This is a genomic window from Deinococcus aestuarii (assembly GCF_018863415.1).
Lineage (GTDB): Bacteria > Deinococcota > Deinococci > Deinococcales > Deinococcaceae > Deinococcus > Deinococcus aestuarii.
The window spans coordinates 118,172-136,943 of record NZ_JAHKSN010000001.1 but is presented as its reverse complement, the minus strand read 5'-3'; the positions used below and the strand labels follow the sequence as shown (position 1 = coordinate 136,943).

The window sequence follows — 18,772 nt, the reverse complement described above, 5'->3', positions numbered from 1 at the left end:
GGAGGGCGTGGTCTTCCCTCCCCCGCGGGTTCATTTGACGGTGGTCTTGCTCGCGGGCGTCTGCTCGGGGTCGGAGTCGTCCCAGAGGACGACCGAGCCGTCGGCGTAGGTCTGGTAGACCTTCCAGCTCAGGGTTGCGGCCTGCTCCGGGTTGCGGGCCTGGAAGAAGAAGCGGGCGTACTCCTGCGGGGCGATGGTGCCGCGCCAGGTCACCTCGGTCACCACACCGTCGGCGTTCGTCTTCACCGTTCGCACAAAGCCGGGCGTGACCTGAAAGCGCGTGATCGCCACCCCCGCTGGAACGACGAGGCGAACCTGGGTCGTGTTCACGGCCTTCTCGGTGGGCACGTTCAGGCGGTAGGTCTCGGAGGCGCCGACCCGGCTCTCGGTCAGGCCCGTCTCGGTGCGGACGGTGGCGTGGGCGGCGGCGACGCAAAGGCCGAGGGCGAGCAGCAGGGCAAGGATCCGGGTGGACACAGGGTCTCCAGGCGGGAGGCCCACCCTCCGGGGCCGGAAGGTGGAGAGGACTTCATGGGGTTCGCGGAGCCCTGGGACCCCCTCACGCGGGGCCCCCCGGGACCGCGGGCTACAGGAGGAAGGAAAGCGGCGGCGCGCGGGCCCGGACCCTGGACGGCGGACCGTGGGGCTCCCGTACGGCCGCCGACCGTCCCGCCGTGGGCGCGGGCCCAGTGGGGTAAAGGCCCACCCCGGGCTCGGGGGCCAGGGCGAAGGCGCCCGTGAGGCAGAACAGACAGTGGGCGGCGTGGTGTGAGGTGGGGAGCGCCGGGTGGTGCGTCTCCCCCGCCCGCGGGTGGTCTGGGCCGTGGCCGGGGGACTCCGCCGCCCGGGTGGGCAGCTCTCCCCCACCCGCGCCCGGACTCAAGCGCAGGGGGTACGCGAACGCGGCGATGAGGACCAGCAGGGCCGCCAGCGTGTGCGCGAGGGGGTGGGGCCTCGGGCGGGGCACGAGACGCAGTGTAGAGGGTGGTGAGGACCGGGCCGGGGACAGGGAACCCTGCTTGTATTAATTAAAGGCGTGGCCGGGGTCAGCCTGGGCGCCCTGTTCATCCTTTCTTGCCGTTCACGCTTTCTTTGGTGTCCAGAGCACACGAAGGCGGGGGCGTGGGGTGTGGGTTACACTCGCCCATGCGAGGTGCGTCCGCGAGGGGCGGGCGGCCCGAAATTCGAGGAGGGACACCATGAAGGTAGGCATCAACGGGTTTGGCCGCATCGGGCGTCTGGTCTTCCGCATCCTGGTCGAGCGGGGGGTGGAGGTCGTGGCGATCAACGACCTGACCGACAACAAGACGCTGGCGACCCTCCTGAAGTACGACTCGACCGCCGGGCGCTTTGGCGGGACGGTGGAGTACGACGAGGACGCGCTCACCGTGAACGGCCAGCGCATCGCCGCCCTCGCCGAGCGTGACCCCGCCGCGATTCCCTGGGGCGAGCTGGGGGCGGACATCGTGATCGAGTCGACCGGCATCTTCACCGACCGCGAGGGGGCGGGCAAGCACCTCCAGGGTGGGGCGAAGAAGGTCATCATCACCGCGCCCGCCAAGAACGAGGACTTCGCGGTCGTGCTGGGCGTGAACGAACAGGATTACGATCCCCAGAACCACAACATCATCTCCAACGCGAGCTGCACGACGAACTCGCTGGGCGCCCCGATGAGGGTGCTGGACGAGGCCTTCGGCATCGAGAAGGCGATCATGACGACCGTCCACTCGTATACGAACGATCAGCGGGTGCTCGACCTGCCGCACAAGGACCTGCGCCGTGCCCGCGCCGCCGCCGTGAACATCATTCCGACCTCGACGGGCGCGGCGAAGGCCGTGTCGCAGGTGTACCCCAAGCTCAAGGGCAAGTTCGACGGGACCTCGCTGCGGGTGCCCACCCCGGTCGGCTCGATCAGCGACGTGACGGTGATCCTGGGCCGCGACGTGACCGCGCAGGAGGTCAACGACGTGTTCCGGCAGGCCGCCGAGGGCCAATACAAGAACATCATCCGCTACACGGAAGACCCCATCGTCTTGCAAGACATCGTGGGCGACCCGCACTCGGCGATCATCGACGGCGGCCTGACGATGGCGATGGGCAACCTGGTGAAGTTCTTCTCCTGGTACGACAACGAGTGGGGCTACTCCAACCGGATCGCCGACCTCGTGGAGCTGGTGCAGGAAAAGGGCGCTTAAGAAGCTGTCAGCGATCAGCCGTCAGCTTTCAGCGCTTTTGGCTGACCGCTGATGGCTGATTGCTGAAGGCTCAAGGAGGAACCATGCAAACCCTCGACCAACTGGATCCCCGGGGCAAGCGCGTCCTCGTGCGGGTGGACTACAACGTGCCCGTCAAAGGCGGGGTGGTGCAGGACGACACGCGCGTCACGGCGAGCCTGCCGACGCTGCAAAGGCTGCTCGCGGGCGGCGCGTCGGTGGTGCTGATGAGTCATTTCGGGCGGCCGAAGGGGGGGCCGGAGGAGAAGTACAGCCTGCGGCCGGTCGCACCCGTGCTGGAGAAGGCTCTCAAACGGGACGTGCGCTTTCTCGGCTCGCTGCCGTCGAGCGAGGAGACCTTGGAGGACGTGCAGGCCCTTGAGCCCGGCGAGGTCGCGCTGCTGGAGAACGTGCGCTTCGAGGCGGGGGAGGAGAAGAACGACCCCGAGCTGAGCCGCAAGCTCGCGCGCCTGGGCGACGCCTTCGTGCTCGACGCCTTCGGGAGCGCGCACCGGGCGCACGCGTCGGTGAGCGGGGTGGCCGAGTATCTGCCGCACGCGGCGGGGCTGCTGCTTCAGCGTGAAGTGGAGGCGCTCTCTCGTCTGCTGGAGAATCCGGCGCGGCCCTACGTCGTCATCATCGGCGGGGCGAAGGTCAGCGACAAGATCAAGGTGATCGAGAACCTGCTGCCGCGGGTGGACCGGATGTTGATCGGCGGCGGGATGGCGTACACCTTCATCAAGGCGCAGGGCGGGAAGATCGGCGAGTCTATCCACGAGGACGACCAGTCGGGGCTCGCCCGGAGATTGCTGGACGAGTACGGCGCGAAGCTGATGCTGCCCGTGGACGTGATCGCCGCCGACAAGTTCGCAGAGGACGCGCAGACGCAAATGGTCCCCAGCAACGCGATTCCCGACGGCTGGCAGGGGCTGGACGCCGGGCCGGAGACGGTGCGGGCGTACACGGAAGCCTTGCAGGGTGCGAAGACCGTCTTCTGGAACGGGCCGCTGGGCGTCTTCGAGTTCCCGGCCTTCGCGGGGGGCACGAACGCGATTGCAAAAGCCGTAGCGGAACTCGGCGAGGGCGCCTACACGGTGATCGGTGGCGGCGACTCGGTGAGTGCGATCAACAAGAGCGGGCAGGCTGAGCGGGTGAGCCACATCAGCACGGGCGGCGGGGCGAGCCTGGAGCTGCTCGAAGGCCGCACGCTGCCGGGCGTGGAAGCGATGAAGTGAGAGCGGTCAGCGATCAGCTTTCAGCCATCAGCAACACGAAGCGAAGGCGTTCGCCTGCTGAAAGCTGACGGCTGAGAGCTGACCGTTTCCCAGGAGGAACCATGACCAGACCCAGAACCCTGCTCGCCCTGAATTGGAAGATGAACAAGACGCCCTCGGAGGCGAAAGACTGGGCGCGCGAGCTGGCGGGGCAGTTCACGCGGGGGAGCGCCGAACTCGCGGTGATGGCCCCGGCGATCAGCCTGCCCGGCCTCAAGGAGACGCTGCCCGGTGGGGTGGATGTGGGCGGCCAGGACGTGTCGCCGCACGAGTCGGGGGCGTACACGGGCGAGATCAGCGCGGCGATGCTGCGGGACGTGAACGCGACCTACGTGGTCGTCGGCCACTCCGAGCGCCGGGAGTACCACGGGGAGACGGACGCGCTGGTCGCCGCCAAGGCGCGGCAGGCGCAATCGAACGGGCTGACCCCCATCGTGTGCGTCGGCGAGGGGCTGGAGGTGCGTGAGCGCGGGGAGCATGTGAGCTATACCCTCGCCCAGCTTCGCGCCAGCCTGGAGGGCGTGGGCGAGAACGTGGTGGTCGCCTACGAGCCCGTCTGGGCCATCGGCACGGGCAAGACGGCGACAGCCCAGGATGCCGAGGAACTCGCCGCCGCGATCCGGGACGCGCTGCGGGAGCTGTACGGCGAGACGGCGGACAGCCTGCGGGTGCTGTACGGCGGGAGCGTGAAGCCCGACAACATCGCCTCCATCTGCGCGCAGCCCAATGTGAACGGGGCGCTCGTGGGCGGCGCGAGCTTGAAGGTCGCGGACGTGCTCGGGATGAACGACGCGCTGAGATAAGCGCGGGCGGCCTCTCCCCCACCTCACTCCGGGTGGGGGATGCAATGACCACAGGTCGTGAAATTCTTCTTGGGTTCCTCTATTCGTGAGAAATAAAACTTGCTCGGCGTTAGTCCTTTCCCTTACATGTAGAGGCGGGGTTTGGGCCTGCAAGGTGATCTGCCGACGGGCACCCTCCCCGTATACTTCCGCTCATGTCATCCCACAGCACCATCCGCGACCTCCGGGCCCACGTGGGCGAGACGGTGACCGTCCACGCGTGGCTCACCGACAAGAGCGGCAAGGGCAAGATTCAATTTCTGAAGCTGCGCGACGGTACGGGCTTCGTGCAGGCGACCGTGTTCAAAAACGACGTTTCGGAGGACGTGTTCGCGGCGGCCAGACGGCTCTCGCAGGAGCAGGCGGTCACGGTGACGGGTGAGGTGCGGGCGGACGAGCGGGCGCCGGGCGGGGTCGAGCTGGGCGTGCGGGACCTCAGCGTGATCAGCGAGAACCCGGCGGAGTACCCCATCACGCCGAAGGAGCACGGGATCGAGTTCCTGCTCGACCACCGGCACCTGTGGCTGCGGCACCGCCGTCCCTGGGCCGTGCTGCGGGTGCGCGACTGCGTGCAGCGGGCGATTGTGGACTTTTTCCACGGCGAGGGCTTCGTGCGCTTCGACGCGCCCTTTTTCACGCCGAACGCGGCGGAGGGGACGACCGAACTCTTCGAGATCGACCTCTTCGGGGAGGACAAGGCGTACCTCTCGCAGACGGGGCAACTGCACGCCGAGGCGGGGGCCCTCGCCTTCGGGAAGGTGTACACCTTCGGGCCGACCTTCCGGGCGGAGAAGAGCAAGACGCGGCGGCACCTGCTGGAATTCTGGATGGTGGAGCCGGAGGTGGCGCCGAGCAGCCACGTGGAGAACATGGCCTTGCAGGAGCGCTTCGTCTCGTTCCTGGTGCGCCGCGCGCTGGAGGAGTGCGCGGATGAACTGGAGACGCTGGGGCGTGACCTGGAGAAGCTGCGCCCCGCCGCTTCAGGGAACTACCCGCGCGTCACGTACACGGGGGCGCTGGAGATCATCCGGCAGCACATCGAGGCGGGGGACCTGCCGCCGAACGTGCAGGCCGACGTGCAGCCCGTGGAGTGGGGGGACGACCTGGGCGCCCCGCACGAGACGATCCTGGGCTCTCACTTCGACCGCCCCGTGATCGTCGAGCGGTACCCGGCGGCGATCAAGGCCTTTTACATGCAGCCCGACCCCCAGGACCCGCGGCTGGCGCTGTGCGACGACATGATCGCCCCGGAAGGGTACGGCGAGATCATCGGCGGGTCCGAGCGCATCCACGACTACGAGCTGCTCAGATCCCGCATCGAGCACGAGGGGCTGCCGCTGGAGGCGTTCGGGTGGTATCTGGACCTGCGGCGGTTCGGGAGCGTACCGCACGCGGGCTTCGGGATGGGGCTGGAGCGGGCGGTCGCGTGGATCACCGGGATCGACCACATCCGCGAGGCGATTCCCTTTCCCCGGATGCTGACGCGGATGGTGCCGTGAGGGGCCGCCACGGCTGCGCTAGATTGACCGCATGATCGCCTACAGCGAGGTGAGTGCCTTCACCGACACGCCGGGGCAGGGCAACCGGGCGGGGGTCGTCCTGGGGGCGGAGGCGCTGAGCGAGGCCGAGATGCAGGCGCTGGCCGCCTTCCTGGAGGCGCCCGAGACGGTGTTCGTGACGCGGATGGGGGGCGGGCGGGTGCGGGTGCGCTACTTCACGCCGACCCAGGAGATCGAGTTTTGCGGGCACGCGACGGTGGCGCTGGGGCTGACGCTTGCCCAGCGGGGGCACTGGCAGGAGGGCGAGCTGGTGCTGGAGACGCTGGTGGGCCGGATTCCGCTGACCCTCGACACCGAGGCGGGCGTGCCGTTGCGGGTGTGGATGGCGCAGCGGGGCCTGGAGACGCGGCCCGCCGCGCGCGAAGTCCGGGGCGAGCTGGCCGAGGCCCTGGGGGTGGACGAGCGGATGATCCACCGGGGGCTGCCCCTGGCGGCGGCGAGCACGGGGCTGTGGAGCGTGTTCGTGCCGCTGCTCGACCCCCTGATCCTCGACGGGCTGGAGCCGGACCTGCGGCGCATTCACCTGCTGTCGGACGCGCTGGGGGTGTGCAGCGTGTACGCCTACGCGCCGATGGGGGTCAACCGCTTCGCCGCCCGGGACTTCGCGCCCGCCGTGGGCATTCCCGAAGACCCGGTGACGGGCAGCGCGGCGGGGGCGCTGCTGGCGCTGCTCGCCCGCGAGGGGCGGCTGCCGGTGCGGGGCGACCGGGCCTGCGGCGTGGTGTACCAGGGCCACGCCGTCGGCACCCCCGGCGAGGTGGAGGTCGAGGTGACGCTCGCCGGGGCGAACACGGTGGGAGGCGTCCGCGTCGGGGGCCGCGCCACCCTCGACCGCGAGGGGCACTGGACGCCGGGGCGGTAACCGCACCTGTCCAGGCCCCGGAGCGGGCAGGCGGGGGGAGCGGCGTACACTGCCCCGAATGCTGGGTCTTATCTGTGTGGACGTGGACGGCACCCTGATCGGGACGGGCAACACCGTGCGGGAGGACGTGTGGGCCGCGCTGGCGGACGCACGCTTGCGGGGGGTGCGCGTCGCGCTGTGCAGCGGGCGGCCCGCCTTCGGCAACGCGCTGGGCTACGCGCGGCGGCTCGACCCGGACGGGTGGCACGTCTTCCAGAACGGGGCGTCGATTGTCAACGTGGGCAGCGGCGAGAGCCTCAGCGAGCCGCTGCCGGAGGGCCCGTTGGCCGCGCTGCTGACCCGCGCCCACGAGACGGGGAGGCTGCTGGAGGTCTACACCGACGACGACTTCGGGATCACCCGGCCCGGCGACCTCGCCCGGCGGCACGCGGAGTTGCTGGGGCTGCCGTACACGCCGCAGGCCCCGGAGAGGCTGGTTGGTACCCGCGTCCGGGCCCAGTGGGTCGTGCCGCTGGGGGAGGCCGCCGGGGTGCTGGCCGAGCAGGCCCCGGGGCTGGACGTGCACCCGGCGGGGAGCCCGGCCATGCCCGACACCCTCTTTATCAGCCTGACGCGCGCCGGGATCGGCAAGGGGAGCGCCGTCGCCCTGATCGCCGCCCAGTACGGCCTGCCGCTCAGCCGCGTGATGATGGTGGGCGACGGCCACAACGACGTGACGGCCATGCGCATCGTCGGCCACCCGGTGGCGATGGGCAACGCGGACGCGCAGGCGCGGGCGGCCGCGAGCCACCACGTGTCACACGTGGACGAGGGGGGACTGGCCCAGGCGGTGCGGCTGGCGTTGACGCTGTAGCCGCGGGGGCTCCCAGGGCGCGCGGAGGGCTCAGGACCGCGGAAGAAAGGCGAGGTGACCCTCGAAGAGCCTCAGGCTGAACTTCCTGGGCTTTTTCTCGACGAGCGTGCCCCGCATCGGCCCGTGCTGGGTGTTCACCTGCACGTCACACTGCCCGCCGTTGCGGGCACAGGCCTCACCCAGCGCCTCGATGTCGGTCTCCAGGGTGCCCTTGGGCAGGCTGCTGAACTCGGCGAGGATGGTCAGGCGCTTGTTGGGCGCGACGTGGTAGTGGCCCTGGAGAGTCAGCATCCTTTTACCCTAGGCGGTCTGCCCGCCCGCGAATGGGGCCCGTGACCTTTCCGCCTCGTTGGGGAGGCGGCCCTCCCGGGTTCACCCCTGCCCTACGCGGGCGGGAGAGACGTGACCCGCCCGCCCACACCCGCCGGTCACCGGGGAGCGTCCGGCTTCGCCCCGGCGCGCACGCCGCGCGCCAGGCCGCCACGCCAGAACAGGTCGATGCGAAAGGGCCGCGCCGTCACCCCGCCGAACCCGGCGGCTTCGAGCAGCCTGCCCATCTCCGGCACCGTGGACACCCGCACGAGTTCGCGGTCATTGAGCGCGACGAGCCGGGTGAAGCCGGGCAGGCCATTGGGCACGTAGTCCTGCAAGGCGAGGGTGCCCCCGGGCCGCAGCACCCGCCCCCACTCGCGCAGGGCGAGCGCCGGGTCCGCGAGGTAGTGCAAGACGTTCAGGCAGGTCAGGGCGTCCACCGAGGCGTCCGGCAGCGCGAGGGTCTCGGCGGGGGAAGCGAGGAGCGTCACGCCCTGCCCGGCAAGGGTGCGGGCGGCCACCCCCCGCATCCCCGCGCTGGGCTCGGCGCCGATCAGCCGCGCCCCCGGAAAGCGGACGCGGGCGAGCGAGAGCAGGGTGCCCGTGCCGCAGCCCACGTCGAGCAGGGTGCCGGTCCCCAGGGGCGGCAGCGCGTCCAGCACCTCGCGGGCGGTCCGCCGGGCGTAGCGGCCCCACAGGCGGTCGTAGCTCGCGGCGAGGTGGTCGTAGGCTCCCATAGCCCGAGCGTACCCCGGGGACCATGCCCTGGCCTTGAAAACAGGTCCGGCCTCCCCCGCCACGCGCCGCCGGGAGGCCGAGGCCGGTCACACGCTCACGCCACCGGGTAGAAGAACACCGCGAAGCCCAGGATCAGGTACACGCTCAGCAGCAAGAGGCCCTCCAGCCAGTTCGTCTCCGCGTCCCGCACCACGCTGTTGGCGATGATCACGGCCCCGAAGATGGCGACGAGTTCGAGCGGCGTGACGACGAGGTTCATGGGCTGCCCGACGATCAACCCGGCGAGGACCAGCAGCGGCGCGACGAGCAGGGCGACCTGCACGGTGGAGCCCAGGCTGATCGTCATGGAGAGGTCCATCTTGTTGCGCAGGGCGAACATGACGGCGGCGGCGTGCTCGGCGGCGTTGCCGATAATCGGGATCAGGATCAGGCCGACGAAGAACTCGGTGAGGCCGAGCGACTCGGTGGCGGCCTCCAGCGTGCCCACCAGGAACTCGGACATGAAGGCGACGGCGACGGTCGCCCCGGCGAGGGTGATCACGGCGCGCGGGACGCTCCAGAGGGGACCGCTCTGGTCGTCGTGGACGCCCTCGTCGTCGGCGGTGGAGAGGATGTCGCGGTGGCTGACGAGGGTGAAGTAGATGTAGCCGAGGTAGACGAGGATCAGGACGACGGCGGTGGCGTCGCTGAGGTTCACGTCGAGGGCGGCGACCCGCTCGGGGGCGACGGCGCGGGCGGCGAGGTCGAAGACGGTGGGAATCATCAGGGCGAGCACGCTGATGACGAGCAGGCTGGAGATCGTGCCCGCCGACTTGAGGTTGAAGCGCTGTTCTTTGTACTTCAGCCCGCCCAGGAAGACGGCGGCTCCCATGACGAGCAGGAGGTTCCCGAGGATCGAGCCCACGATGCTGGCCTTGACGACCTCCAGCTTGCCCGCCGACAACGCGAAAAAGGCGATGATCAGCTCGGTCGCGTTGCCGAAGGTGGCGTTCAGGAGCCCGCCCACCGTGCTGCCCGTCCTCACCGCGAGCTGCTCGGTCGCCTGCCCCATGATGCCCGCGAGCGGCACGATGGCGAGGGCCGCGCTGACGAAGATCAGGGTGGGGCTGCCGCCCGTGACCTCCAGAAAGACCGCGATGGGGAGGAAGATCAGCAAGGCGTTCAGCCAGTTCATGGGGGGCAGTGTACCGGCGGGGTGAGGACCCCCACCTTCACCCGGCCTGGGGAGAGGGCCACGAAGCGCGGCGGCCTGCTCTGCTAGCCTGCGCGGGGTATGGCGACGGTCGCGGAGATGCGGGAGAGGCTGAGGCGTCCGCTCGCGGCGGAACTCGCCTCGGGCTGCGCGGACCGGGTGGTCTCGGGCGGGGTGGAGCGGCTCCTCGCCTCCCCGCTGGCGAGCCCCTTTCCCGTCGTGCGCGAGGCGCTGCGCGGGTACGCGGGGCTGGACGCGGCGCGGCGCGAGCAGGCGCTCAAGACGGCGTTGGCGTCGCTCGGCGGGCAGGAGAGGGAAAAGGCGGCGCCGCGTCCCCCCGCGAGGCAGGCCGTCCCCACGGCGGCCCCCGGCGAACGGCTGCCCATCGACGCCGAGATCGCGCGGCTGGACACCGGACCCGGCGGAGCCCGCAAGCTGCAAACGCTCGGCCTGCACGCCCTGCGCGACGTGCTGCACGCCTATCCGCACCGGCACGAGGACCGCCGCGCCCTGCCCGACCTGTCTACGGTCGAGGAGGGGCAGAAGGTGACGGTCGAGGGGCGGGTGGTGTCGAAGGCACGGAGAACACCGAGGCCGAATCTGCTCGTCTTCGACGTGACGCTGGAGACGCCCTCGGGGGGCAAGGTGCGGGCGAGCTGGTTCAACCAGCCGTGGGTGGAGCGGCATCTGAAAGAGGGCTCACGGCTGGTGCTGACGGGGCGGGTCAAGAAGTTCGGTCGCTCCGTGCAGCTCGGCGTCGAGCACCTGGAGACGGTGGAGGACGCGCAGGGCAGCCTCAGCACCGGGCGGATCGTCGGGGTGTACGACTCCAAGGACGGCATTTCACAGGAGTTCCTGCGGCGGGCGGCCCACCGCGCCCTGCAAGCGGCGCCGCTGGACGACTACCTCCCCGCCCACTGGCGGCAGAAATACGGGCTCACCGACCTCGCGGACGCGCTGTGGGGCATCCACTTCCCGACGGACGAGGGGCATCTGGAGCGGGCGACGAACCGGCTGCGGTTCGACGAGTACCTCTTTCTGGAACTGCGCGTGTTGTTGCAGGGGGAAGACGCCGTGCTCCTCGGCAAGCGGTTCCAGGCGACGGGCGAGGACATCGCGCGGTTCGAGACGGCCCTCCCCTTCTCGTTCACGAACGCCCAGCGGCGGGTGCTGCTGGAGATCACGGACGACATGAGGAGCGAGCGGCAGATGGCCCGGCTGGTGCAGGGAGACGTGGGCAGCGGGAAGACGGCGGTGGCGGCGTGTGCCCTCTACCTCGCCGTGCGGGACGGGTATCAGGGGGCGCTGATGGCCCCGACCGAGATTCTGGCGCGGCAGCACTACGCGAATCTGGTCGGGTACCTGAGCAAGCTCGACGTGCGGGTGGGCCTGCTGATCGGCGCGATGACGCCGAAACAGAAGCTGGAGATGCAGACGCGCATCGCCGAGGGGGACGTGGACGTGGTGGTGGGCACCCAGGCGCTCATCCAGGAGAACGTGCGCTTCGACAACCTGGGGCTGGCCGTCGTGGACGAGGAGCACCGCTTCGGGGTGATGCAGCGGCGCAGGTTGCTGGCGGGGCGCCCGGACGTGCTGGTGATGTCGGCGACGCCGATTCCGCGCAGCCTGGCCCTCACCGCGTACGGGGACCTCGAACTCTCCATCATCGACGAGTTGCCGCCGGGCCGCACGCCGGTCGAGACGAAGCTGATTCAGGACACGCACCGGCAGCAGGCGTACGGCTTCGTGATGCGGCAGATTCGGGAGGGGCGGCAGGCGTTCGTGGTCACCGCCCTGATCGAGGAGAACGAGAACCTGGAGGCGCTGGCGGCGACGCAACTCGCCGACGACCTCAAGGTGATCTTGCCGGAGGCGCGCATCGACCTCCTGCACGGCAAGATGAGCGCCGCCGAGAAGGAGGACGTGATGGACCGTTTCCGGGCGGGCGAGTTCGACGTGCTGGTCTCCACCACCGTGATCGAGGTGGGGGTGGACGTGCCCAACGCGACGGTGATGGTGATCGAGAACGCCGAGCGGTTCGGGCTCTCGCAGCTTCACCAGCTCCGGGGGCGGGTGGGTCGAGGCAGCGCGCAGAGTTACTGCGTGTTGATCGCGGGCGAGCACAGCAAGAAGACCCGGCAGCGGCTCAAGATCATCGAGGGTTCGACGGACGGCTTTGTCATCGCGGAGGCCGACCTCAAACTGCGCGGCCCGGGCGAGATTCGCGGCACCCGGCAGAGCGGGATTCCCGACCTGCGGCTGGGCGACCTCGCCAGCGACGTGGAGGTCATAGAAAAGGCGCGCGAACTCGCCAAGCACATCCTCGCGCACGACCCGAGGCTGGAGCACCCGAGGTTGCAGTATCTGCGGGGCGAGCTGCAGAACAGGAGCCAGAGCGTGGCCTTCCGCGAGGTGATCTGAGGCGGGGCCTTCTCTCCGGGGAGGACTGGGCGCGGCTGGGGCGGCTGGAGCGTCCCTCTGAACCTCTGACAGAGGAACAGACGGAGACCTTCGCGGCGGAACCGTCTGGGGAGGTCAGCGAGGGGCACGTCCCGCACGGCGTCCACGTCCAATTCCTTGCCCGGCGCGTGGGCTACGACGACTTTCTTGCCTATGCACCCGACCTTGAACCCCCGTGGGTGGGCGTCCATCTGACGTGGATGTATGCGCGGCAGCGCAAGGCAGAACGCCCGCCCTGGCCCTCCACCCACCTCTACCCCAGCCTCGAAGCCTTCTGTGCGGAGCGATGACACGTGCTCCCAACCTGTCTTGCCATGTGACAACTTTGTGACACCCGCCCTCATACACTGGGGTCATCAGCGCAACCAAATAAGCGGGCCGGGTGAAGCTCGCGCGCCGGGAGGCTGGCTCCACGTGAGTCAGCCTTACCTTTTTGGTTGGGTATTGTCTTCACCCTTGCCGCGCCTCTCGACACCCGCTCCTATGCTGGCGAGATGACGCAGGGCATGGACGGCAAGACGGTGCTCGTCACGGGCGCGACGAACGGCATCGGGCTGGTGACGGCGCGGGAGCTGGCGCGGATGGGCGCGCGGGTGACGCTCGTGGGCCGCAACCCGGGGAAGACGGCGCGGGTGGCGGCGGAGGTGGGCGCGGCGGGGGTGCTGATCGCCGACCTCTCGGAACTCGCGCAGGTGCGCCGGGCCGCCGCCGAGTTCCGGGAGCGGGTGGGGAAGCTCGACGTGCTCGTGAACAACGCGGGGGCCTACTACGCGCAGAGGCAGGAGACCCGCGAGGGGATCGAGACGACCTGGGCGCTCAACCACCTCGCGGCCTTCTTGCTCACGCGGGAGCTGCTGCCCCTCTTGCGGCAGCATCCGGGGGCGCGGGTGGTGACGGTTTCTTCAGAAGCACACCGCTTCGGGCGGATTCGCTTCGACGATCCGGAGTTCCGGCGCGGCTACAGCGGGTGGGGGGCATACGGGCAGAGCAAGCTGGCGAACGCCCTCTTCGCGCGGGAACTCGCCCGGCGCGAGCCCGGTCTCCAGAGCAACGCCGTGCATCCCGGCATGGTGAGAAGCGGCTTCGGGCAGAACAACACGGGCCAGAGCCAACTGCTGTGGCGGGTGTTCAACCTCTTCGCCATCAGCCCCGAGCAGGGCGCGCGGACGAGCCTTCGCCTCGCCAGCGATCCGGCGGTCACCGTCAGCGGGCGCTATTTCGCCAAGGAGCGCGAGGCCCGCCCCGCCCCGCAGGCCCTCGACGACGGGGCGGCGCTGCGGCTGTGGCAGCTCAGCGAGGAATACGTGGGCGACGCAGGCTAGAACATCCCCCCACCACACCGCGGCGTGTCCGTCACTTCGGCTCCCGGTGCCGCCCCCGGGCACGTCCAGGGAGAGGGCCCGGGGAGCGCGGCCCGGCCGTTGCTCCCCGGCTCCGCGACCGTCAGGGCGACGGCGGTACCCCCTCGTGCAGGACAGAGCGGGCGGGCGGGGAGTCGGGGTGGACGGTCACGCGCGCTCCCCCAGGAAGAGGCTTCCCACCTGGCGGATGAAGGCGTCGCGGCGCTCCAACTCCTCGGGCGCGTAGCGCTCGCGCAGCACGCGGGCCTTGAAGTCGGCCACGCTCTCCCCCGCCGGGACGGGCCAGGCTTCGAGGGGCGTGCAGGCGACGACCTGATCCCGGCCCCACACCCACTCCGGGTTGACGGGGAGACCGGCCTGCGCGGCCGCCAGCGGCCAGGTCGCGTCCACCATGTCCCCTTCCGGCGCGTGGACGATCAGGGAGTTGTGCACGTCCACGACGGGCCGATTGCCGCCCAAGGCGAGGAGTCCGGGGGGACGGGGTGATCTCCTGGGTGCAGGCGACGACGGTGCTGGGAATCCCCCGCTCGGCGAGGAGGGCGGCGAGCAGCTCGTGTTTGGTGGCGCAGGTGCCGCGCCACTCGCGGACGAGGGCGAACGCCTCGGGAACGCTGGGGAGGGGCCCTGGGGGTCACGCAGGCCCCGGGCGGCGGCTTCCTCGTGGAGCAGGCGGGTGAGGAGGAGGTCGGCGGTCATGGGGGGCAGGGGAAACGTCAGGCGCGCCCCGCCGGGTGGGGCCGGGGCGCGGCTCGGGGCGAACCGCTCAGCGGCTCAGCGGCCCAGCGCCCGTTCGAGGTCGGCGGGGGTGATGGGCCGGGCCTGGGCGCCGAAGCGGGTGGCGGCGAGGGCCCCGGCGGCGTTGGCGGCGCGGGCGGCCTTGGCGAGGGGGAGCCCCGTCAGGGCGGCGTGCGCGAAGGTGGCGGTGAAGGTATCGCCCGCGCCGGTCGAATCGACGACCTGCCCTTCCGGCGGCACGGCGTCCACGAGTTCGGTCTCCTCGGGGGACCAGACGATGGAGCCCATGCGGCCCACCTTGACGACCACCCGGCGGGCGCCCGCCTCCCCCAGCCGGGCGAGCGCCGCGCTGATGCTCGTGGTGCCGGTCAGGGCGAGGAGTTCGTGCTGGTTGAGGGTGAGGTAGTCCGCGCCGATCACGTCGGCCATCAGGCGGGTGCCCGCGCGGTTCACGGCGCCCGTGCCCAGGTCGATAAAGACGGGCAGGGGCTTTTTCGCGCCGCGGGCGATCTCGATGGCCCTCAGGGAATAGTCGCGCTGCGGCCCCTCCGTGAGGCTGTAGGCGCTGATGACCAGCGCGTCGGCGCCCTCGACGTCTTTTTTCTTGAGTTTGGCGGGGTCGAGCTGGCGGTTGGCGGCGCCGTGGCTGATCATGGCGCGCTGGCCGTCGGGCGTCTGCATCACGGTGATCGTGCTCGTGAGGTGTTCGGGGTCGTGCTGGACGGCGCTCTCGGAGACGCCGCTCTCGCGCACGCGCCCCAGGGCGTACTCGGCGAAGGGGTCCTGGCCCACCCGGGCGGCGAGGGTGACCGTGTGGCCCAGGCGGGCCAGGGTCACGGAGATCGTGCCGCCCGCGCCGCCGGGTTCCATCGTGGCGCGGGTGGGCGAGACCTCCTGGCCGGGGGCCGGGATGCGGTCGAGGTGATAGAGGTGGTCGACGGTCACGTCACCGATGACGAAGAACTTCACGGGAAAAACCTCCGGGCCGCGTCTCGGGGCCCTCTGAATGCGTCCCCCCCGGACGGCAGGACACGTCTGGGAAGCGGGAGGGCCAGCGTCTGGAACAGCGGTCCTACCGTACCACGCCCAGCCGCGCGGCGAGGGCGTGCAGCCCTGGCAGCGGCACGTCCTCCGCGCGCACGTCCGGGCGCAGGCCCACCTCGGCCAGGGCGGCGTCGATGGCCGGTCCCTCCAGGCCCGTCAGGCGCAGGTTGTTCCGCAGCGTCTTGCGGCGGTGGTGCAGGGCCGCCTCCACGAAGCGCAGGAGGGCGGGGTCCGGCAGCGGGCGGGTGCGGTCGAAGTCGAGCCGCAAGACGCTGCTCGTCACGTCGGGTGCGGGGAGGAAGGCCCCCTTCGGCACGTCGCGCACGTGCCTCACCGTGCCGTGCAGGGCCGCGAGCGCACTCAGGAACCCGTAGGCGTCGTCGCCGGGGCGGGCGGCGAGGCGCTGGCCCACCTCCTTTTGCACCAGGACGGTCGCGGAGACGACGCCCGGCGCGTGCATGAAGCGCGCGAGCAGCACCCCGGTGATGTAGTAGGGCAGGTTGGCGATCACCCGCGTGCCGGGGGGCAGCGTGGCGTAGTCGAAGTCGAGGGCGTCGCCCCAGACGACGTTCACGTCCATGCCGCCCAGGGTCTCGGCGAGGACGGGCCTCAGGCGCTCGTCTTTTTCCAGGGCGGTGACGTGCGCGCCGCGCGAGGCGACCTCGCGGGTCAGGACACCCAGGCCGGGGCCGACCTCCAGCACGGGGACGCCGGGCGCGGCGCCGCCCGCGTCGGCGATGAGGCGCAGGATGTTGCCGTCGATCAGGAAGTTCTGGCCGAGGCTCTTGGTGGGCCTGAGTCCGTGGCGGGTGAGGAGGTCGCGCACCCGGGCGGGCGAGTACAGCGGGGCGGGCGGCGTCGGGGAAGGGGCGTCGGGCTGGGTCACAGGGGCTACTCTCCGCGCCGGGCACCCGCACCGCGGGGAAGGAGCGGGGACGGCGGGCGCTGGGGCGGGTCAGTATACTCCGCGCATGACGGACTCCGCCCCCTCTTCCACGCCGTCCGCGGCCGCCCCGCCGGACTGGGCCGCGTTCGCGCGCGCGGGCGAGTGGCGCCGTTCGCTCGCCGCCGCGCGGGTCACCGGCGCCCCCCCCGAGCTGACCGGGGTGCTGGACAGCGTGCTGCACGTGCAGGAGGCGGTGCGTGGCCGGCGCCTGCCGCAGGCCCGCCGCGCCTGGGCGGGGCTGGAGGAGGCGCTGGGTGACCTGCCCGCGCGGGGGCTAGCGGGCGAGGGCGCGCTGCTGAAGACGCTGGTGTCGCCCCGGGCCCTCGGGGACGCGCTGGCGAGTCTGGACGGGCTGGGGCGCGGCACGGGCGGCGAGACCGAGCCGGAGGCGCTGCGGGAACGGCTGGCCCCGGCGCTCGCGCATCCCTTGACCCGGGCGGAGGCGCTGAACGCGCTGGGGGTGCTGCACGCCCTGAGGGAAGAACCGGGGGAGGCGCGCGCCCGCTTCGGGGAGGCGCAGGCCGCCGACGCGGGGCACTACCGGGCGCTGACCAACCTGGCGAACCTCGACCTGGAGGCGGGGCGGCCCGCCGAGGCGGAGGCGCGCTACCGCGAGGTGCTGCGGCTCAACCCCGACTTCGACGGGGCGCACCACAACCTGGGGGTGGCGCTGCGCAGGCAGGGGCGGGTCCACGAGTCGGTGGGGGCGATCCGGCGCGCCCAGCGCCTGAGCGTGCGGCGCTCGCAGGAGGACACCCGCGACGAGATGCGCGAGGGCTTTCGCAGGGACGCGCGGCTGCGGGCCGTCCGGCTGGTGCTGCTCGCGCTGGCGGTGCTCGTCCTTTTCCTGGCCGTGCGCGGGGCGGTGGGCTAGCGTGGCCGGCTTCGTGCTGTCCCCCGCGGGCGTGCGCGTGGTGGACGCGCGGCTCGGCGCGGCGGGCCTCCTCAACCTCGCCATGGAGGAGGCGGGGCGGGCGGTGGCGGACGCGGTGCACGCGCGATACCCGGGGGCCCGGGTGCTGCTCCTCGCGGGGGGCGGGGCGAACGGCGGGGACGCCCTCGTCGCGGCGCGGCATCTGGCGGCGCTGGAACACCCGGTGCGGGTGCTCGCCGCGCCCGCCTCGCACCCGCTGACGAGGCTGAACCGGGAAAGGCTCGGGGCGTTCGGCGTCGAACCCGGGCCGCTCACGCCGGAGGAGGTGAGGCGGGCTGCGCGGGGGGCGGCCGTGCTCGTGGACGGCCTGCTCGGGACCGGATTCGTGCCGCCCCTGCGCCCGGCGCTGGCGGAGGTCGTGGGGGCGGTGAACGCGGCGCGGGAGGGGGGCGCGTGCGTGGTCGCCATCGACCTGCCGAGCGGGCTGGACGCGGCGCGGGCGGACGCCCCCTCCCCCTCCGTCCGGGCCGACCTGACCGTCACCCTCACCGGGTACAAGACGGCGCTGCTGTTCGGGGCCGCCGCGCACCGGGCAGGTGAGGTCGTCCTCGCGCCGCTGCGGGTGCCGCCCGGCTGGGTGCGGGCGGAGGCGCTCGCCGCCCGGCCGACCGACGCCGAGGTCGCCGCCCTGCTGCCCGGGCGGCACGCGGACGCGCACAAGGGCACGGCGGGGCGGGTGTGGGTGGTCGGAGGTCATCCGGGCACGGTGGGGGCGGCGGCGCTGGCGGGGCTGGGGGCGCTGCGGGCGGGGGCGGGGCTGGTGACCGTCCACTCGGCGGCGCAGGTGCCCCTGGTGACGCCGGAGCTGATGGTGCGGCGGCACGCGGGCCTGGGGAAGTGGCTGGGCGGGGTGACGGAGCGGCCCGACGCCGTGTGTGTCGGCATGGGGCTGGGACCGGACGCGGCGGCGCTCGCCCGGCAGGTGCTGGGGTGGGGGCTTCCCACCGTCCTCGACGCGGACGCCCTGCAACTGGAGCTGGCGGGGGCCGGGCACGACGGCTGCGTATGGACGCCCCACCCCGGCGAGGCGGCCCGGCTGCTGGGCACGGGCACCCGGGAGGTGGGGGCCGATCCCCTCGCCGCCGCCCGCGCCCTGCGGGAGCGGTACGGGGGCGTGGTCGTCCTCAAGGGCGGGCCGAGCGTGGTCGCGCACCCGGGCGGGCTGAGCGTGAGCCGGGGCGGGCATCCGGGCATGGCGAGCGCGGGGATGGGCGACACGCTCTCCGGGATCATCGGGGCGCTGCTCGGGCAGGGGCTGGGGGCCCGGGACGCGGCGGTGGCCGGGGTGCGGCTGCACGCGCGGGCGGGGGAACGGGCGGGGGAGCGGCACGGCTACGGCCTGAGCGCGACGGACGTGAGCTTTGAAGTGGGGGGCGCGTGGCTCGACCTGACGCGGGCGGGGAAGCGTGCGAGGTTCCGCACGTCGGCGCCGGGCGGGGAGTGGTAG

At 71.8% G+C, this 18,772-nt stretch carries 18 protein-coding genes; 10 read left to right on the top strand and 8 right to left on the bottom strand.

The annotated features are described in order from the left end of the window. Window positions 1-30 precede the first annotated feature (30 nt). Together IC605_RS00680 and IC605_RS00675 are read right to left on the bottom strand one after the other, a co-directional pair. On the bottom strand, window positions 31-477 hold the full coding sequence (locus IC605_RS00680; protein WP_216317667.1) for a DUF1775 domain-containing protein: 447 nt from the start codon (window positions 475-477) through the stop codon (window positions 31-33). Between the two features lie 109 nt (window positions 478-586). Beyond that, on the bottom strand, window positions 587-967 hold the full coding sequence (locus tag IC605_RS00675) for a DUF2946 family protein (protein WP_216317666.1): 381 nt from the start codon (window positions 965-967) through the stop codon (window positions 587-589). Window positions 968-1,199: 232 nt separating this feature from the next. Here IC605_RS00675 and gap point away from each other — a divergent pair, with 232 nt between their 5' ends. The 6 genes from gap to IC605_RS00645 all read left to right on the top strand — a co-directional run bounded on the left by gap (window position 1,200) and on the right by IC605_RS00645 (window position 7,603). Continuing rightward, window positions 1,200-2,195 (top strand): type I glyceraldehyde-3-phosphate dehydrogenase, encoded by a 996-nt coding sequence (gene gap, locus IC605_RS00670; protein ID WP_216317664.1) that lies wholly within the window; start codon window positions 1,200-1,202, stop codon window positions 2,193-2,195. Window positions 2,196-2,278: 83 nt separating this feature from the next. Then, on the top strand, window positions 2,279-3,448 hold the full coding sequence (locus tag IC605_RS00665; RefSeq protein WP_216317662.1) for a phosphoglycerate kinase: 1,170 nt from the start codon (window positions 2,279-2,281) through the stop codon (window positions 3,446-3,448). Between the two features lie 101 nt (window positions 3,449-3,549). Beyond that, a complete protein-coding gene (tpiA, locus tag IC605_RS00660; protein WP_216317660.1) occupies window positions 3,550-4,290 on the top strand; it encodes a triose-phosphate isomerase in 741 nt (246 codons plus the stop codon). Between the two features lie 194 nt (window positions 4,291-4,484). Beyond that, the gene (asnS, locus tag IC605_RS00655) at window positions 4,485-5,828 is read left to right on the top strand and encodes an asparagine--tRNA ligase (RefSeq protein ID WP_216317658.1); all 1,344 of its coding nucleotides are present in this window, start codon (window positions 4,485-4,487) and stop codon (window positions 5,826-5,828) included. 31 nt (window positions 5,829-5,859) lie between these two features. Further along, the gene (locus tag IC605_RS00650) at window positions 5,860-6,750 is read left to right on the top strand and encodes a PhzF family phenazine biosynthesis isomerase (protein WP_216317656.1); all 891 of its coding nucleotides are present in this window, start codon (window positions 5,860-5,862) and stop codon (window positions 6,748-6,750) included. A 58-nt stretch (window positions 6,751-6,808) separates the two neighbouring features. After that, a complete protein-coding gene (locus IC605_RS00645; RefSeq protein WP_216317654.1) occupies window positions 6,809-7,603 on the top strand; it encodes a Cof-type HAD-IIB family hydrolase in 795 nt (264 codons plus the stop codon). A gap of 30 nt (window positions 7,604-7,633) precedes the next feature. Here the strand turns inward: IC605_RS00645 and IC605_RS00640 are convergent, their stop codons facing one another. The 3 genes from IC605_RS00640 to cax all read right to left on the bottom strand — a co-directional run bounded on the left by IC605_RS00640 (window position 7,634) and on the right by cax (window position 9,827). Beyond that, the gene (locus IC605_RS00640; RefSeq protein ID WP_216317652.1) at window positions 7,634-7,894 is read right to left on the bottom strand and encodes a hypothetical protein; all 261 of its coding nucleotides are present in this window, start codon (window positions 7,892-7,894) and stop codon (window positions 7,634-7,636) included. Window positions 7,895-8,031: 137 nt separating this feature from the next. Continuing rightward, window positions 8,032-8,652, bottom strand: a complete 621-nt coding sequence (locus tag IC605_RS00635) for a class I SAM-dependent methyltransferase (RefSeq protein WP_216317650.1) — start codon at window positions 8,650-8,652, stop codon at window positions 8,032-8,034. A 95-nt stretch (window positions 8,653-8,747) separates the two neighbouring features. Beyond that, window positions 8,748-9,827: a calcium/proton exchanger gene (cax, locus tag IC605_RS00630; RefSeq protein ID WP_216317648.1), complete on the bottom strand. Its 1,080-nt coding sequence runs from the start codon at window positions 9,825-9,827 to the stop codon at window positions 8,748-8,750. Window positions 9,828-9,926: 99 nt separating this feature from the next. Between cax and recG the strand changes: the two genes are divergently transcribed. Next, the gene (gene recG / locus IC605_RS00625) at window positions 9,927-12,266 is read left to right on the top strand and encodes an ATP-dependent DNA helicase RecG (protein WP_216317646.1); all 2,340 of its coding nucleotides are present in this window, start codon (window positions 9,927-9,929) and stop codon (window positions 12,264-12,266) included. 533 nt (window positions 12,267-12,799) lie between these two features. Further along, on the top strand, window positions 12,800-13,627 hold the full coding sequence (locus IC605_RS00620) for an SDR family oxidoreductase (protein WP_216317644.1): 828 nt from the start codon (window positions 12,800-12,802) through the stop codon (window positions 13,625-13,627). A gap of 186 nt (window positions 13,628-13,813) precedes the next feature. Here the strand turns inward: IC605_RS00620 and IC605_RS00615 are convergent, their stop codons facing one another. From IC605_RS00615 to rsmA, 3 genes are all read right to left on the bottom strand, one after another. Further along, the gene (locus IC605_RS00615; RefSeq protein WP_216317642.1) at window positions 13,814-14,125 is read right to left on the bottom strand and encodes a hypothetical protein; all 312 of its coding nucleotides are present in this window, start codon (window positions 14,123-14,125) and stop codon (window positions 13,814-13,816) included. A 312-nt stretch (window positions 14,126-14,437) separates the two neighbouring features. After that, window positions 14,438-15,370, bottom strand: coding sequence for a carbohydrate kinase family protein (locus IC605_RS00610; RefSeq protein WP_216317640.1), 933 nt, complete (start codon window positions 15,368-15,370; stop codon window positions 14,438-14,440). 103 nt (window positions 15,371-15,473) lie between these two features. Next, window positions 15,474-16,331 carry a 16S rRNA (adenine(1518)-N(6)/adenine(1519)-N(6))-dimethyltransferase RsmA gene (rsmA, locus tag IC605_RS00605; protein WP_216317639.1) on the bottom strand — a complete coding sequence of 286 codons (858 nt, stop codon included), beginning with the start codon at window positions 16,329-16,331 and terminating at the stop codon, window positions 15,474-15,476. Window positions 16,332-16,416: 85 nt separating this feature from the next. Between rsmA and IC605_RS00600 the strand changes: the two genes are divergently transcribed. Continuing rightward, on the top strand, window positions 16,417-17,265 hold the full coding sequence (locus IC605_RS00600) for a tetratricopeptide repeat protein (protein WP_216317638.1): 849 nt from the start codon (window positions 16,417-16,419) through the stop codon (window positions 17,263-17,265). A gap of 82 nt (window positions 17,266-17,347) precedes the next feature. Beyond that, entirely contained in the window at window positions 17,348-18,772 is a 1,425-nt protein-coding gene (locus IC605_RS00595) for an NAD(P)H-hydrate dehydratase (RefSeq protein WP_246580280.1), read from the top strand.